Origin of the sequence: Klebsiella sp. HMSC16A12, assembly GCF_001808265.1 — a bacterium.
GTDB lineage: Bacteria > Pseudomonadota > Gammaproteobacteria > Enterobacterales > Enterobacteriaceae > Klebsiella > Klebsiella pneumoniae.
In genome coordinates, this window is record NZ_KV792606.1 from 1 (window position 1) to 17,047 (window position 17,047).

Here is a 17,047-nt window from a genome sequence, read left to right on the forward strand (position 1 = left end):
CCTTCGCCTAACAGGATGGCATTGTCAGTCATTTATACATCTCAAATAGGGGCACGATGACGCGCTGTCTGACAAGGTTTCTGGCGTTTCCGGCTAAGGAGCAGGGTGGATTTCCCTCTGCCGCTCCCGGCATGGGACCCTGATTCGTTCTTCACCTGTCAGTTCAACGTGCCATCGTGCGTATGGGTTAAATCATCATGCCGAACACGATGCTGGCGATGACCAGCACAATACCGCCGCCCAAACGGGAGGAGATTTGCGCATAAGAGATAAGGTTCATACGGTTACAGGCAGAGAGAACTTCCAGGTCGCCGGAGCCGCCGCGGTTGGCCATACACAGGCCTGCAGTGATGGCCGATTCTATTGGGAAGAAGCCCATCAGCCAGCCACCGATCGCCGCGCCGAGCACCGCACCGATAACGATAATGGCGGCGATAACAACGTTAGCGAAGGTGATGGCGTTGATAATTTCCTGTAGGTCGGTGTAGCAGACGCCGACCCCGACCATCAGCACCCACAGCAGCTGTTTGGAGAAGAAATCAGACAAGCGTTTAGCACCGGCTTTGATTTCCGGTGAGCACAGCCCGGAGGCGTTCAGCGCGGCGACGATCAGCACCATCCACGCGAAATAGTGAATAGCCACACCGCCAATGCTGGGCAGAATTTTCTTCGCCACGACGTAGGCCAGCAGGAAGCAGGTAGTGGACAGCACCAGACCGACGGCGGTTTCGCGATGGGTGATTTGTCCCGCTTTCTCATCTTCTTCCACTTTGAACGAGGCTTTACGCACCAGTTCCCCTTCGCCGCTCAGCCAGGCGTGTTTTTTGCCGATGATATCGAGGACGGCGGCAAAGACGATGGCGAAGATGTTAGCGATGGTCAGAATAGCGATAGCGGTTGAGTAATACTCTTCGCGAGAACGACCGGTGACGGAGTGGTAAATCTCCGACAGGGGGACCGCGCCCGCGCCGTTGCCGCCACCCATGATCGGCAGGACGTACAGCATCATGATGCGATCCACTGGAATACCGAACACCAGGCCGATAGCGATGCCAAAAATAGACGCGCCGACAATGCCCATCAGGATAGTTGGAATATAGCCGAGCAGTGATTTCAGCAGCAGGCGGCGGTTTACCGACAGAATTGCTCCGGTAATTAATACCGCGATGAATAAGTTAAGGAAGTTACTCTTATCCATAACGTTGCTGATAGCATCGATTTCTTTCTGCGTAAAAATACCGGCATAGACAAAATAAGCCGCCACCAGGAAAATCATCACCGGAGCGCCACCGATATATTTGTTGAATATTGGCAGGCGATTGCCAATTTCCCCGAATATAGCGCCGATAATAAACATGATGGCAAAGCCGCCGACGATATCGGTGGGTAAAGCGTTATAAAAATGTGAAAGTAATAGTGTAATTAACGCAAATGCGTAAAGGGGGAGCGGCATGCCGAAGATTTTAAATCCCAGCAGATCGCTAACGCCCTTTTTCTCCGTCGCCGGAGCCTGACTCATGTTAGTCATAAACGTTATCCTGTTTATTGATGGAGTAGTAAGACCGGCGCATAGTAATAAATAGATCCAGGGGTAAGGTGTGATTATCTTCACTGAATACTCGTGTTTTTTATTAATTTAATTGTTTTTATGATTCTGAATTAATTAACAACATAAAAACCATAAAGCCAATTAAGCCACGAGAAAAACTGTGACTTAAATACAAGAATCCATAGCCGAACGCTGGCGAAATACAGTTCGTTTTGAAATGACGAAGCGCTAAAAAATGACACTGATATTAAAACGCGTTCAACTATTAAAAGATAAACCGCGGCGAGAGGCGATCGATCGGTTTCTCCGCCAGCATCAACTGTCGTTAGAGGCCGACTGCGAAATGGCGATTATCGCCGAGTATCAGCAGCGGCTGGTCGGCTGCGGTGCTATCGCCGGCAATGTGCTGAAATGCATCGCCATCGATCCCTCGCTGCAGGGGGAGGGGCTGAGCCTTAAATTACTGACCGAGCTCCTGACGCTGGCCTATGAGCTGGGGCGCAGCGAACTGTTTTTGTTCACTAAACCTTGCAATGCTGCGTTATTTTCCGGCGCCGGCTTCTGGCCGATAGCCCAGGCGGGCGACCGCGCCGTGCTAATGGAAAATAGCCGCGAACGACTGACTCGTTACTGCCGACAGCTGGCGATGTACCGTCAGCCGGGAAGAAAAATCGGCGCTATCGTGATGAACGCCAATCCATTCACCCTCGGCCACCGCTGGTTGGTAGAACAGGCGGCCAGCCAGTGCGACTGGCTGCATCTGTTTGTGGTCAAAGAAGATGCGTCCTGCTTTTCCTATCACGATCGCTTCAAGCTCATTGAACAGGGGATTACCGGCATCGATAAGGTGACGCTGCATCCCGGTTCGGCGTATCTGATCTCGCGGGCGACGTTCCCCGGCTATTTCCTGAAAGAGCAAGGGGTGGTTGATGACTGCCACAGCCAGATTGACCTGCAGCTCTTCCGCGAGCGCCTGGCCCCGGCGCTGCAGATTACCCATCGCTTTGTCGGCACCGAGCCGTTGTGTCCCCTGACCCGTAATTACAACCAGCGCATGAAGTCACTACTGGAAGCGCCAGGCGACGCGCCGCCCATTGAAGTAGTTGAGCTTGCGCGAATCGAAAAAAATGGTGGACCCGTGTCGGCCTCCCGAGTGCGTGAACTCTATCGACAGCGCAACTGGCAGGCGGTCGCGGCGCTGGTGCCGCCGGGGACCCTCTCTTTTCTGATGCAACTGGCGGAAAGCGAACATCAAACCGCCTGATTTTTATGCCCTAACTAAGGATTTTCCCCTATGGAAATGAAGATTGACGCCCTGGCCGGCACGCTGGAGTCCAGCGATGTGATGGTCAGGATTGGACCGGCGGCGCAGCCGGGCATTCAGCTGGAAATCGACAGCATTGTGAAACAACAGTTTGGCGCTGCGATTGAGCCGGTAGTGAGAGAAACGCTGGCTCAGCTTGGCGTGAAACAGGCCAACGTGGTGGTCGATGATAAAGGCGCGCTGGAATGTGTTTTGCGAGCTCGCGTACAGGCCGCGGCGCTGCGCGCGGCGCAACAGACCCAATTACAATGGAGCCAGCTATGAAACCACGTCGCAGTATGTTGTTCATCCCTGGCGCCAATGCCGCCATGTTAAGCACGTCATTCGTCTACGGCGCCGATGCGGTGATGTTCGACCTGGAAGATGCCGTTTCGCTGCGCGAGAAAGATACCGCTCGTCTGCTGGTGTATCAGGCGCTGCAGCATCCACTGTATCAGGATATCGAAACCGTGGTGCGCATTAACCCGCTGAATACGCCGTTCGGTCTTGCCGACCTTGAAGCGGTAGTCCGCGCGGGCGTGGATATGGTGCGTCTGCCGAAAACCGACAGCAAAGAAGATATCCATGAGCTGGAAGCGCATGTTGAGCGGATTGAACGCGAGTGCGGCCGGGAAGTGGGCAGCACCAAGTTAATGGCGGCGATCGAGTCGGCGCTGGGCGTGGTGAACGCGGTGGAAATCGCCCGTGCCAGCCCGCGTCTGGCGGCGATCGCGCTGGCGGCCTTCGATTACGTGATGGATATGGGCACCTCCCGCGGCGACGGTACTGAACTGTTCTACGCCCGCTGCGCTGTACTGCATGCCGCCCGCGTTGCCGGCATCGCCGCCTATGACGTGGTGTGGTCGGATATCAATAATGAAGAGGGCTTCCTGGCGGAAGCGAATCTGGCCAAAAACCTCGGCTTTAACGGCAAATCGTTGGTTAACCCACGACAAATTGAACTCCTGCATCAGGTCTATGCCCCGACGCGCAAAGAGGTCGATCACGCGCTGGAAGTGATTGCCGCGGCGGAAGAAGCCGAAACGCGAGGTCTGGGTGTGGTATCGCTGAACGGCAAGATGATCGATGGACCGATTATCGACCATGCTCGCAAAGTGGTGGCGCTCTCGGCTTCCGGTATTCGTGATTAAGGGGAATAAGATGAAAGAGACAGTAGCAATGCTTAATCAGCAGTACGTGATGCCGAATGGACTGACACCTTATGCCGGCGTAACGGCGAAAAGTCCCTGGCTGGCGAGTGAGAGCGAAAAGCGCCAGCGCAAAATCTGCGATTCGCTGGAAACGGCGATTCGTCGCTCCGGCCTGCAAAACGGCATGACCATCTCGTTTCACCACGCGTTTCGCGGCGGTGACAAAGTCGTCAATATGGTAGTGGCGAAGCTGGCGGAAATGGGTTTTCGCGATCTCACCCTGGCGTCCAGTTCGCTGATCGACGCCCACTGGCCGCTGATCGAGCATATTAAAAATGGCGTGATCCGCCAGATCTACACCTCCGGCCTGCGCGGCAAGTTGGGCGAGGAGATCTCCGCCGGTTTAATGGAAAACCCGGTGCAGATCCACTCCCACGGCGGTCGCGTACAGCTGATTCAAAGCGGCGAGCTGTCGATTGATGTCGCGTTTCTCGGCGTTCCTTGCTGCGATGAGTTTGGCAACGCCAACGGCTTTAGCGGTAAATCACGCTGCGGTTCGCTGGGCTACGCGCGCGTCGATGCCGAGCACGCTAAATGCGTGGTGCTGCTCACCGAAGAGTGGGTGGATTATCCTAACTATCCGGCCAGTATTGCCCAGGATCAGGTGGATCTGATAGTCCAGGTAGATGAAGTCGGCGATCCGCAAAAAATTACCGCGGGTGCCATCCGTCTGACCAGCAACCCGCGCGAGCTGCTGATCGCCCGCCAGGCGGCGAAAGTGGTTGAGCACTCCGGTTACTTTAAAGAGGGTTTCTCGCTGCAGACCGGTACCGGCGGCGCCTCGCTGGCAGTAACTCGCTTCCTTGAAGATAAAATGCGCCGTAACGGCATTACCGCCAGCTTCGGCCTCGGCGGTATCACCGGGACGATGGTCGATTTGCACGAAAAAGGGTTGATCAAAACGCTGCTCGATACCCAGTCCTTCGATGGCGACGCGGCGCGTTCGCTGGCGCAGAACCCGAACCATGTCGAGATCTCCACCAATCAGTATGCCAGCCCGGGCTCCAAAGGCGCCTCCTGCGAGCGCTTAAACGTGGTGATGCTCAGCGCGCTGGAAATTGATATCGACTTTAACGTTAACGTGATGACCGGTTCTAACGGTGTGCTGCGCGGGGCGTCCGGTGGCCATAGCGATACCGCCGCCGGTGCGGATTTGACCATTATTACCGCGCCGTTAGTTCGCGGCCGTATTCCCTGCGTCGTGGAAAAGGTGCTGACCCGCGTCACGCCGGGGGCCAGCGTGGATGTGCTGGTCACTGACCACGGCATTGCGGTCAACCCGGCACGTCAGGACCTGATCGACAATTTGCGCAGCGCAGGCATTCCGCTGATGACCATTGAGGAACTGCAGCAGCGTGCTGAGCTGTTGACTGGCAAGCCGCAGCCGATCGAATTCACCGATCGGGTGGTGGCGGTGGTGCGCTATCGCGACGGTTCGGTCATCGATGTGATTCATCAGGTGAAAAACAGCGACTAAACGCAGAGGGGAAAGGCCATGAGCGACGTGTTAATTAATCCTGCGCGTGTGCGGCGCGTGAAGCCACTGAGTGCCGAAGAGGTGGTCAGCGCGGTAGAGCGCGCGCTGTTGACCGAAGTTCGCCTGACCCCAAAGCCCGGGTTGGTGGATATTCGTAACGCTGGCGCGCACTGGGATATGGATCTGGCCTCGTTTGAGGCCAGCACCGCGGTGGTGGCTCCGTGGATGGAGAAATTTTTCATCATGGGCCACGATACTGCGGCGGTCGCGCCGGAGCAGGTATTGATGATGCTGCGCCCGGTAGGGATGGCCTGTGAGAACGATATGCTGGAGGCCACCGGCGGGGTGAATACCCATCGCGGGGCGATCTTCGCTTTTGGCCTGCTCAGCGCGGCGGCGGGCAGGCTGGTGTCGAAAGGTGAGCCGATAGAGCAGCACCGGCTTTGCGACCAGGTGGCGCGCTTCTGTCGCGGCATGGTTATGCAGGAGTTGTCTTCTGCTGGCGGGGAACGGCTCAGTAAAGGCGAGGCTCATTTTCTGCGCTATGGTCTCTCCGGGGCCCGCGGCGAGGCGGAGAGCGGTTTCCTGACGGTGCGTACCCAGGCCATGCCAGTCTTTACCCGCATGATGGAAGAGACCGGCGACAGTAATCTGGCGCTACTGCAAACCCTGCTGCATCTGATGGCGTGGAATGATGACACCAACCTGGTCTCGCGCGGCGGGCTTGCCGGGCTGAACTTTGTCCAGCAGGAGGCGCAGCGACTGCTGTGGCAGGGCGGCGTGCTGGCGGACGGCGGGCTGGAGGCGCTGCGACAGTTTGACGATGAGCTGATTGCCCGCCATCTCAGCCCTGGCGGCAGCGCCGATCTGTTGGCGGTGACCTGGTTTTTATCCGCGTTTCCCGCCGGCGCGCTTTTCCCGCTGTAACCCACTGCAATACCGCCTTCGCCCGCACTGTACGGGCGAGGGCGCCATCATTAGCCTTCCCGGTTGTCATCCGGTAAACACGGAATCGCGGCACAATCGTATAGTTTTTACTGATATCGTCCGCCGTTTGTCATAAATTTCTAATTATCGGCGTTTTTGAGTAGCGGCCCGCTGACGGGCTGGTTACTCTGAAAACAATTTACGTAATGTTAACAAAAGAGAATAGCTATGCATGATGCACAAATCCGCGTGGCCATCGCCGGCGCGGGCGGCCGGATGGGACGCCAGTTAATTCAGGCTGCATTGCAGATGGAAGGCGTGGCGCTGGGCGCGGCGCTGGAGCGTGAAGGGTCAAGCCTGGTGGGCAGCGACGCCGGCGAGCTGGCGGGCGCCGGCAAAGCGGGCGTCGCGGTGCAGAGCAGCCTGGCGGCGGTAAAAGATGATTTCGACGTGTTGATCGATTTTACCCGCCCGGAAGGCACGCTGAACCATCTGGCGTTTTGCCGCGAGCACGGCAAAGGGATGGTCATCGGCACCACCGGTTTTGACGACGCTGGCAAACAGGCGATTCGCGATGCCGCGCAGGACATTGCCATTGTCTTCGCCGCTAACTTTAGCGTTGGCGTCAACGTCCTGTTGAAGCTGCTGGAGAAGGCGGCGAAGGTGATGGGCGACTATACCGACATCGAAATTATCGAAGCGCACCACCGGCATAAAGTGGATGCGCCGTCAGGCACCGCGCTGGCGATGGGCGAAGCGATCGCCGGGGCATTGAACAAAGATCTTAAGGACTGCGCGGTCTACAGTCGTGAAGGCTACACTGGCGAACGCGTCCCGGGCACCATCGGCTTCGCGACCGTTCGCGCGGGGGATATCGTCGGGGAGCATACGGCAATGTTTGCTGACATCGGTGAGCGTATTGAAATCACCCATAAAGCGTCCAGCCGCATGACCTTTGCAAATGGCGCCGTTCGTTCAGCATTATGGCTGAAAGACAAGAAAAATGGCCTGTTTGATATGCGTGATGTGCTGGATCTGAATAGTTTATAACGATTATTACCCATCGTGATGTGGTTATTGCTATCAATAAGTTATTGATTCAAGGGGCAATATTTTGTTGCCCTTTTTTATTTTTGCGAATTACGGTGTATTTCTTAAGTCTAATGCGTAAAAAATACAATATTAGCGTGTTTTTTAGTGAATTAAATGTAAATTTTGACCATCTGGTCCACTTTTTTGTCGATCATCCCTCTGTTTTACACTCTTCCACATCCGCAAGCGTTTTCTCAGCCAGGTTTGTTGATCTTTTTGGCGTAAAAATCACGTGTTACGCACCAGTGGCGTAAAATGACATTAAAAATCTCCGCTTTAAGTTGACTTTTATCCGACATCTCTCCAGAATGCCGCCGTTTGCCAAAAATCTGCGGGCAACAGATTTGCATTGATTCAGATCGTGTTTATGAATTAATATGCAAATAAAGTGAGTGGATATTCTCTGGAGGATGTTTTGATTAAGTCAGCGCTATTGGTTCTGGAAGACGGAACCCAGTTTCACGGTCGGGCCATCGGGGCAACCGGCACGGCGGTTGGGGAAGTCGTTTTCAATACTTCAATGACCGGTTATCAAGAAATCCTCACTGATCCTTCCTATTCCCGCCAAATCGTCACTCTTACTTATCCTCATATTGGTAATGTCGGCACCAACGCCGCCGATGAAGAATCTTCTCAGGTACATGCGCAGGGGCTGGTTATTCGCGACCTGCCGCTGATTGCCAGCAACTTCCGCAGTACTGAAGACCTCTCTTCTTATCTGAAGCGCCATAACATCGTGGCGATTGCCGATATCGATACCCGCAAGCTGACGCGTCTGCTGCGTGAGAAAGGGGCGCAGAACGGCTGCATCATCGCGGGCGACAGCCCGGATGCCCAGCTGGCGCTGGAAAAAGCGAAAGCGTTCCCGGGCCTGAACGGCATGGACTTGGCGAAGGAAGTGACCACCGCAGAAACCTATAGCTGGACGCAAGGCAGCTGGACCCTGGCGGGCGACCTGCCGGAAGCGAAAGCGGAAAGCGAGCTGCCGTTCCACGTTGTGGCATATGACTTCGGCGCGAAACGCAACATCCTGCGCATGCTGGTTGACCGCGGCTGCCGCCTGACGGTGGTGCCGGCGAAGACCTCCGCCGCGGACGTGCTGGCGCTCAATCCGGACGGTATCTTCCTCTCCAACGGCCCTGGCGACCCGGCGCCGTGCGATTACGCTATCGAGGCGATTGAAAAATTCCTTGAGACCGATATTCCGGTATTCGGCATCTGCCTTGGCCATCAGCTACTGGCGCTGGCGAGCGGTGCCAAGACCATTAAGATGAAGTTCGGCCACCACGGCGGCAACCACCCGGTGAAAGATATTGATAACAACGTGGTGATGATCACTGCCCAGAACCACGGTTTCGCCGTAGATGAGGCGACGCTGCCGGCCAACCTGCGCGTGACCCATAAGTCGCTGTTCGACGGCACCCTGCAGGGGATCCATCGTACCGACAAACCGGCGTTCAGCTTCCAGGGGCACCCTGAAGCGAGCCCGGGGCCGCACGATGCCGCGCCGCTGTTCGACCACTTTATCGAGTTAATTGAGCTCTACCGTCAGTCCGCGAAATAATCAGGAGTAAAAGAGCAATGCCAAAACGTACAGACATAAAAAGTATCCTGATTCTGGGCGCGGGCCCGATTGTTATCGGTCAGGCGTGTGAGTTTGACTACTCCGGCGCCCAGGCCTGTAAAGCGCTGCGCGAAGAGGGCTACCGCGTTATCCTGGTGAACTCTAACCCGGCGACCATCATGACCGACCCGGAAATGGCCGATGCCACCTACATCGAGCCGATTCACTGGGAAGTGGTGCGTAAAATCATCGAAAAAGAGCGCCCGGATGCGGTGCTGCCGACCATGGGCGGCCAGACGGCGCTGAACTGCGCGCTCGAGCTGGAGCGTCAGGGGGTACTGGCTGAATTCGGCGTGACCATGATTGGCGCCACCGCCGATGCGATTGATAAAGCCGAAGACCGTCGCCGTTTCGATATCGCAATGAAAAAAATCGGCCTCGACACCGCGCGCTCTGGTATCGCCCACACGATGGAAGAGGCGCTGGCGGTTGCCGCAGACGTTGGTTTCCCGTGCATCATCCGTCCGTCCTTCACCATGGGCGGCACCGGCGGCGGTATCGCCTATAACCGCGAAGAGTTCGAAGAAATCTGCGAACGCGGCCTGGATCTCTCTCCGACCAACGAACTGCTGATCGATGAATCGCTGATCGGCTGGAAAGAGTACGAGATGGAAGTGGTGCGCGATAAGAACGATAACTGCATCATCGTCTGCTCCATCGAAAACTTCGACGCCATGGGGATCCACACCGGTGACTCCATCACCGTTGCCCCGGCGCAGACCCTGACCGACAAAGAGTACCAGATCATGCGTAACGCCTCGATGGCGGTGCTGCGTGAAATCGGCGTCGAAACCGGCGGCTCTAACGTGCAGTTCGCGGTCAACCCGAAAAACGGTCGCCTGATCGTTATCGAAATGAACCCGCGCGTCTCCCGCTCCTCGGCGCTGGCCTCTAAGGCCACCGGCTTCCCGATTGCTAAAGTGGCAGCCAAGCTGGCGGTAGGTTATACCCTCGACGAGCTGATGAACGACATCACCGGCGGCCGCACCCCGGCTTCCTTTGAACCGTCCATCGACTACGTGGTCACTAAAATCCCACGCTTTAACTTTGAAAAATTCGCCGGCGCCAACGACCGTCTGACCACCCAGATGAAGTCTGTCGGCGAAGTGATGGCGATTGGTCGTACCCAGCAGGAATCCTTGCAGAAAGCGCTGCGCGGTCTGGAAGTGGGCGCTACCGGCTTCGACCCGAAAGTGAGCCTCGACGATCCGGAAGCGCTGACCAAAATCCGCCGCGAGCTGAAAGATGCCGGCGCTGAGCGTATCTGGTATATCGCTGACGCGTTCCGCGCGGGCCTCTCGGTTGACGGCGTCTTCAACCTGACCAACATCGACCGCTGGTTCCTGGTACAGATTGAAGAGCTGGTCCGTCTGGAAGAGAAAGTGGCGGAAGTGGGCATCAACGGCCTCGACGCTGACTTCCTGCGCACCCTGAAGCGTAAAGGCTTTGCCGATGCGCGTCTGGCGAAGCTGGCGGGCGTGCGGGAAGCGGAAATCCGCAAGCTGCGCGACCAGTATGACCTGCACCCGGTCTACAAGCGCGTGGACACCTGCGCTGCGGAATTTGCTACCGATACCGCCTACATGTACTCCACTTATGAAGAAGAGTGTGAGTCCAACCCGTTCGTTGACCGCGATAAAATCATGGTCCTCGGCGGCGGCCCGAACCGTATCGGTCAGGGTATCGAATTCGACTACTGCTGCGTACACGCCTCGCTGGCGCTGCGCGAGGACGGTTACGAGACCATCATGGTCAACTGTAACCCGGAAACCGTCTCTACCGACTACGACACCTCCGACCGTCTGTATTTTGAGCCGGTGACCCTGGAAGACGTGCTGGAAATCGTGCGCATCGAGAAGCCAAAAGGCGTTATCGTCCAGTACGGCGGCCAGACCCCGCTGAAACTGGCTCGTGCCCTGGAAGCTGCCGGCGTGCCGGTTATCGGTACCAGTCCGGACGCTATCGACCGGGCGGAAGACCGTGAGCGCTTCCAGCACGCGGTTGACCGTCTGAAGCTGAAGCAGCCGGCGAACGCCACCGTCACCGCCATTGAGCAGGCGGTAGAGAAAGCGAAAGAGATTGGCTACCCGCTGGTGGTGCGTCCGTCTTATGTGCTCGGCGGCCGGGCGATGGAGATCGTCTATGACGAGCAGGATCTGCGCCGCTACTTCCAGACCGCGGTCAGCGTCTCCAACGACGCGCCGGTGCTGCTGGATCGCTTCCTCGACGATGCGATTGAAGTGGATGTCGATGCCATCTGCGATGGCGAAATGGTGCTGATTGGCGGCATCATGGAGCATATCGAGCAGGCAGGCGTCCACTCCGGCGACTCCGCCTGTTCCCTGCCGGCCTACACCCTGAGCAAAGAGATTCAGGATGTGATGCGCGAGCAGGTGCAGAAGCTGGCCTTCGAGCTGCAGGTTCGCGGCCTGATGAACGTCCAGTTCGCGGTGAAAGATAACGAAGTTTATCTGATTGAGGTCAACCCGCGTGCGGCGCGTACCGTACCGTTCGTCTCCAAAGCCACCGGCGTCCCGCTGGCGAAAGTGGCGGCGCGCGTGATGGCCGGTAAGACGCTGGCGCAGCAGGGCGTGACCAAAGAGATCATCCCGCCGTACTACTCGGTGAAAGAGGTGGTCCTGCCGTTCAATAAATTCCCGGGCGTTGACCCGCTGTTAGGGCCAGAAATGCGCTCCACCGGGGAAGTGATGGGCGTCGGCCGCACCTTTGCCGAAGCGTTCGCCAAAGCGCAGCTGGGCAGCAACTCGACCATGAAGAAACAGGGTCGCGCGCTGCTCTCCGTCCGCGAAGGCGATAAAGAGCGCGTGGTTGACCTGGCGGCGAAGCTGCTGAAGTTTGGCTTCGAGCTGGATGCGACTCACGGTACGGCGATTGTGCTGGGTGAAGCGGGCATTAACCCGCGTCTGGTGAACAAGGTGCATGAAGGTCGTCCGCACATTCAGGACCGCATCAAGAATGGCGAATATACCTACATCATCAACACCACCGCAGGTCGCCAGGCGATTGAAGACTCCAAGCTGATTCGCCGCAGCGCGCTGCAGTACAAAGTGCATTACGACACCACCCTGAACGGCGGCTTTGCCACCGCGATGGCGCTGAACGCTGACGCCACCGAGAAGGTGATTTCGGTGCAGGAAATGCACGCGCAAATCACTAAATAAGCTTCCCGGCCTGGCCGGATAGCAACAATCCTGGGCTGACGACATCGTCAGCCTTTTTTTTGGCCGCAGCCATCTTCAGAGAGTTCTGCTTTTAACCCCCTGTCGGGTCAGGCTAACTATAGTTAGCACCATAACGATACCTATTGATGAAAAGACAGGAGGATACAATGCGGAACAATATTCTGGTGGCATCCGCACTGGCAGCGACGGCAATCATGTTCGTGGCCGGCTGCTCATCGAATCAATCGATCAAAACCACCGACGGTAAGACCATTGTCACCAGCGGCAAACCGCAGGTGGATGATGACACCGGCCTTGTCTCATACAAAAATGCCGAAACCGGCCGCGTGGAGCAGATTAACCGCGACCAGGTGAAGTCCATGGACGAGCTGGATAACTAAGGCCTGACGTTAACCCTCAGGGCGCGCGTTGCGTAAGCCATCGCGACATAAATCACAGTTATCATTGTAAGCGGTTCGCTTAACTGTCTACACTCTTGCTGATTACGACAAGAGCAAACGCAGGCCAATCAATGATTCTGATAATTTATGCGCATCCTTATCCGCAGCATTCTCATGCGAATAAGCGAATGCTTGAACAGGCAGGGACGCTTGAAGGCGTAGAGATACGCTCCCTCTATCAACTCTATCCCGACTTTAATATCGATGTCGCCGCCGAGCAGGCGGCGCTGGCCCGTGCCGATCTGGTTATCTGGCAGCACCCTATGCAATGGTATAGCGTACCGCCGCTGCTCAAGCTGTGGATGGACAAGGTGCTGTCGCACGGTTGGGCCTATGGCCATAACGGTATTGCGCTGCGCGGTAAATCGCTGATGTGGGCGGTCACTACCGGCGGCGGTGAAAGCCACTTTGATATCGGTTCGTTTCCCGGTTTCCCGGTGCTGGCGCAGCCTCTGCAGGCAACCGCGCTTTACTGCGGGATGAAGTGGCTGCCGCCGTTCGCTATGCACTGCACCTTTATCTGCGATGATGAAACGCTGCAGGCGCAGGCCCGCCGCTATCGTCAACGCTTAATCGACTGGCAGGAGGCACACCAGAATGGATAGCCATACGCTGATACAGGCGTTGATTTACCTCGGCGCCGCGGCGCTGATTGTGCCCATCGCCGTCCGTCTGGGGCTGGGGTCAGTGCTGGGCTATCTCATCGCCGGCTGTATTATCGGCCCGTGGGCGCTGCGGCTGGTGACCGATGCCGAGGCGATTCTGCACTTTGCCGAGATTGGCGTGGTGCTGATGCTGTTCGTCATTGGTCTGGAGCTCGATCCGCAGCGCTTATGGAAGCTGCGCGCCTCGGTGTTTGGCGGCGGCGCACTGCAGATGGTGGCGTGCGGGGTGTTGATCGGCCTGTTCTGCATGCTGCTGGGCCTGCGCTGGCAGGTGGCCGAGCTGATTGGTATGACTCTGGCGCTTTCCTCAACCGCGATCGCTATGCAGGCGATGAATGAGCGCAATCTGACGGTGTCGCAGATGGGGCGCAGCGCCTTTGCGGTGCTGCTGTTCCAGGATATCGCCGCGATCCCGCTGGTGGCGATGATCCCGCTGCTGGCGGCCAGCGGCGGCGCCACTTCGCTGATGGCTTTTGCCCTCTCCGCGCTGAAAGTGGCCGCAGCGCTGGCGCTGGTGGTGGTCCTTGGGCGCTATCTGACCCGCCCGCTGCTGCGCTTTGTCGCCCGTTCCGGCCTGCGCGAAGTGTTCAGCGCCGTGGCCCTGTTCCTGGTCTTCGGCTTTGGCTTATTGCTGGAAGAGGTGGGGCTGTCGATGGCAATGGGGGCGTTTCTCGCCGGGGTGCTGCTGGCCAGCTCCGAATATCGTCATGCGCTGGAGAGTGATATTGAGCCGTTTAAAGGACTGCTGTTGGGGCTGTTCTTTATCGGCGTCGGCATGTCGATTGATTTCGGCACCCTGGTCACCCATCCGCTGCGTATTGTGATTTTGCTGGTCGGTTTCCTGGCGATAAAAATGCTGATGCTGTGGCTTATCGCCAGGCCGCTTGGCGTACCGCGCGCCCAGCGCCGCTGGTTTGCGGTGCTGCTGGGGCAGGGGAGTGAGTTCGCGTTTGTGGTGTTTGGCGCCGCGCGGATGGCGGATGTACTGGACGGCGAATGGGCAAAAGCGTTGACCCTGGCGGTGGCCCTGTCGATGGCGGCAACCCCCATTCTGCTGGTGCTGCTGACCCGTCTGGAGAAATCGTCCAGCGGCCAGGCGCGTGATGCTGACGAGATTGATGAAGAGCAGCCGCGGGTGATTGTCGCCGGCTTTGGCCGCTTCGGGCAGATAGCCGGCCGTTTGCTGCTCTCGAGCGGGGTGAAGATGGTGATCCTCGATCACGATCCGGACCATGTCGATACCCTGCGCAAATTTGATATGAAGGTTTTCTACGGCGATGCCACCCGGGTCGATCTGCTGGAGTCGGCCGGCGCCGAAAAGGCGGAAGTGCTGATCAATACCATTGACGATCCGCACGTCAGCCTGGAGCTGGTGGCGAGGGTAAAAGAGCATTTTCCGCATCTGCAGATCATCTCCCGCGCCCGCGATGTCGATCATTACATTCAGCTGCGCCAGGCTGGCGTCGAGGCCCCGGAGCGTGAAACCTTCGAGGCGGCGCTGAAGTCCGGCCGAATGACGCTGGAGGCGCTGGGGCTCGGCGCCTATGAAGCGCGCGAGCGGGCCGATCTGTTCCGTCGATTCAACCTGCAGATGGTCGAAGAGATGGTGGCGATGGCGGAAAACGATGCCGCGTCGCGGGTGGCGGTCTTCAAGCGGACCAGCGATATGCTGACCGGCATCATCAACGAAGATCGTCATCATCTGTCGCTGGTGCAGCGTCATGGCTGGCAGGGTACGGAAGAGGGCAGGCACACCGGGGATATCGCCGATGAGCCGGAAAATAAGCCCTCAGCCTGAGGCTGACCAGTAACATTTTGTTTTCGTTTGGATCCTCTTCTGGCGGCCCACGGTGTGAACGTGGGCTTGCCAGCAAATCAGAAAATTTTCTTATTCTTTACCCTCCGGCCAGTCGACGAAGTTGTACGCTTTCCGTATAGTGGCGACAATTTTGTGCACTCGGGAATGAATGAATGATCAGTCTGATTGCGGCGTTAGCGGTAGATCGCGTCATTGGTATGGAAAACGCCATGCCATGGAACCTGCCTGCCGATCTCGCCTGGTTCAAACGCAACACGTTAAATAAGCCGGTGGTGATGGGGCGTCTGACCTGGGAATCCATTGGGCGCCCATTGCCGGGGCGTAAAAATATCGTGATCAGCAGCAAACCCGGCAGCGACGATCGCGTGCAGTGGGTCTCCTCCGTAGAAGAAGCAATTGCCGCCTGCGGCGATGTGGAAGAGATTATGGTGATCGGCGGCGGCCGGGTGTATGAGCAGTTCCTGCCGAAAGCGCAGAAGCTCTACTTGACCCATATTGATGCGGAAGTGGAAGGCGATACCCATTTCCCGGATTACGATCCGGACGAATGGGAGTCGGTGTTCAGCGAGTTTCATGACGCCGACGCGCAGAACTCCCATAGCTACTGCTTTGAGATCCTCGAACGTCGTTAAGCGGGCAGGATAGCGATAAAAAAACCCCGGTCGCGTCTGGCGTGACCGGGGTTTTCTTTTGCATGAATTGCGCGACGATGGCGCACTCAGTATCTCGTCATGTTCCCCGTCGCGGGCTTCGTCTTCTTTCTGAAGCACTCCCCGGAGCGACAAATAGCACATAAACGTAGGTCGGGTAAGGCGTTAGCCGCCACCCGACAAAACGACGCCGCAGGTAGCCCGGATAAGGCGCAACGCGCCGCTATCCGGGAAGAGTCAGGACGCGACGGCTTCGCCTTCGTCGAGGCTTTTCTGCCGGTTTGACGGCTGGGTGAAGTACTGCTTATCTTCCCAGCGCAGGCAGGTGAGTTCCCCGCCCCAGCAGCAGCCGGTATCCAGGGCGTAAATCCCCTCCGGCGTGCCGCGTCCCTCCAGCGAAGCCCAGTGGCCAAAGGCAATGCTGTAGGCATTGCTGACCGGGCCGGGAATGGCAAACCACGGCTTCAGCGGCGCCGGGGCGTCCTCGGGCGCTTCCTTCGAATACATATCCAGCTGTCCGTTCGGGAAACAGTAGCGCATGCGGGTAAAGGCGTTAGAGATAAAGCGCAGGCGCGCCAGGCCGCTCAGCTCGTTGCTCCAGTGGTTCGGCATGTCGCCGTACATGGCATCGAGGAAGAAAGGATAGGAGTCGCTGGAGAGCACTGCTTCAACATCACGCGCGCACTGCTGGGCGGTCTCCAGATCCCACTGCGGCGTAATGCCGGCATGGGCCATCACCAGCTTTTTCTCTTCATCCACCTGCAGCAGCGGCTGGCGACGCAGCCAGTTGAGCAGCTCATCGGCATCCGGCGCTTCCAGCAGTGGTTTCAGACGATCCTTTGGCTTGTTGCGGCTGATACCGGCAAAGACCGCCAGCAGGTGTAAGTCATGGTTGCCCAGCACCAGTCGAACGCTGTCGCCCAGAGATTTGACATAGCGCAGGACCTCCAGCGATCCCGGGCCTCGGGCCACCAGATCGCCGGTCAGCCACAGCGTATCTCTCCGCGGATCGAATTCAACCTGCGCTAATAATGCGATCAGTTCATCGTAGCAACCGTGAACGTCGCCAATAAGGTATGTTGACATT

14 protein-coding genes are annotated in these 17,047 nt (G+C 57.4%); 12 read left to right on the forward strand and 2 right to left on the reverse strand.

Annotated features, from left to right (window positions below; genetic code table 11):
- Positions 1–187: 187 nt before the first annotated feature.
- Positions 188–1,528 carry a citrate/sodium symporter CitS gene (gene citS, locus HMPREF3140_RS11375; protein ID WP_032410800.1) on the reverse strand — a complete coding sequence of 447 codons (1,341 nt, stop codon included), beginning with the start codon at positions 1,526–1,528 and terminating at the stop codon, positions 188–190.
- A gap of 256 nt (positions 1,529–1,784) precedes the next feature.
- Here citS and citC point away from each other — a divergent pair, with 256 nt between their 5' ends.
- From citC to folA, 12 genes are all read left to right on the forward strand, one after another.
- Entirely contained in the window at positions 1,785–2,813 is a 1,029-nt protein-coding gene (gene citC, locus HMPREF3140_RS11380) for a [citrate (pro-3S)-lyase] ligase (protein WP_004222626.1), read from the forward strand.
- Between the two features lie 30 nt (positions 2,814–2,843).
- Positions 2,844–3,137: a citrate lyase acyl carrier protein gene (citD, locus tag HMPREF3140_RS11385; protein WP_070552988.1), complete on the forward strand. Its 294-nt coding sequence runs from the start codon at positions 2,844–2,846 to the stop codon at positions 3,135–3,137.
- Complete coding sequence (gene citE, locus HMPREF3140_RS11390; protein ID WP_004151372.1) at positions 3,134–4,003, forward strand: citrate (pro-3S)-lyase subunit beta; 870 nt, start codon at positions 3,134–3,136, stop codon at positions 4,001–4,003. Before citD ends, citE begins: the two co-directional genes overlap by 4 nt.
- 10 nt (positions 4,004–4,013) lie before the next feature.
- Entirely contained in the window at positions 4,014–5,540 is a 1,527-nt protein-coding gene (gene citF / locus HMPREF3140_RS11395; protein ID WP_032410804.1) for a citrate lyase subunit alpha, read from the forward strand.
- An 18-nt stretch (positions 5,541–5,558) separates the two neighbouring features.
- Positions 5,559–6,467 carry a triphosphoribosyl-dephospho-CoA synthase CitG gene (gene citG, locus HMPREF3140_RS11400; RefSeq protein ID WP_004222628.1) on the forward strand — a complete coding sequence of 303 codons (909 nt, stop codon included), beginning with the start codon at positions 5,559–5,561 and terminating at the stop codon, positions 6,465–6,467.
- Positions 6,468–6,695: 228 nt separating this feature from the next.
- Positions 6,696–7,517 (forward strand): 4-hydroxy-tetrahydrodipicolinate reductase, encoded by an 822-nt coding sequence (dapB, locus tag HMPREF3140_RS11405; RefSeq protein ID WP_004177440.1) that lies wholly within the window; start codon positions 6,696–6,698, stop codon positions 7,515–7,517.
- Positions 7,518–7,974: 457 nt separating this feature from the next.
- The gene (carA, locus tag HMPREF3140_RS11420; RefSeq protein ID WP_004177433.1) at positions 7,975–9,123 is read left to right on the forward strand and encodes a glutamine-hydrolyzing carbamoyl-phosphate synthase small subunit; all 1,149 of its coding nucleotides are present in this window, start codon (positions 7,975–7,977) and stop codon (positions 9,121–9,123) included.
- A 17-nt stretch (positions 9,124–9,140) separates the two neighbouring features.
- Entirely contained in the window at positions 9,141–12,365 is a 3,225-nt protein-coding gene (carB, locus tag HMPREF3140_RS11425; protein WP_032410806.1) for a carbamoyl-phosphate synthase large subunit, read from the forward strand.
- Positions 12,366–12,532: 167 nt separating this feature from the next.
- Positions 12,533–12,766: a YgdI/YgdR family lipoprotein gene (locus HMPREF3140_RS11430; protein ID WP_002888059.1), complete on the forward strand. Its 234-nt coding sequence runs from the start codon at positions 12,533–12,535 to the stop codon at positions 12,764–12,766.
- Positions 12,767–12,897: 131 nt separating this feature from the next.
- The gene (kefF, locus tag HMPREF3140_RS11435) at positions 12,898–13,431 is read left to right on the forward strand and encodes a glutathione-regulated potassium-efflux system oxidoreductase KefF (RefSeq protein ID WP_002888068.1); all 534 of its coding nucleotides are present in this window, start codon (positions 12,898–12,900) and stop codon (positions 13,429–13,431) included.
- Positions 13,424–15,289, forward strand: a complete 1,866-nt coding sequence (gene kefC / locus HMPREF3140_RS11440) for a glutathione-regulated potassium-efflux system protein KefC (protein ID WP_032410809.1) — start codon at positions 13,424–13,426, stop codon at positions 15,287–15,289. Before kefF ends, kefC begins: the two co-directional genes overlap by 8 nt.
- 173 nt (positions 15,290–15,462) lie before the next feature.
- Complete coding sequence (gene folA / locus HMPREF3140_RS11445) at positions 15,463–15,942, forward strand: type 3 dihydrofolate reductase (protein WP_002888320.1); 480 nt, start codon at positions 15,463–15,465, stop codon at positions 15,940–15,942.
- 255 nt (positions 15,943–16,197) lie between these two features.
- Here the strand turns inward: folA and apaH are convergent, their stop codons facing one another.
- Complete coding sequence (gene apaH / locus HMPREF3140_RS11450; protein WP_002888321.1) at positions 16,198–17,046, reverse strand: bis(5'-nucleosyl)-tetraphosphatase (symmetrical) ApaH; 849 nt, start codon at positions 17,044–17,046, stop codon at positions 16,198–16,200.
- Position 17,047: the final 1 nt, after the last annotated feature.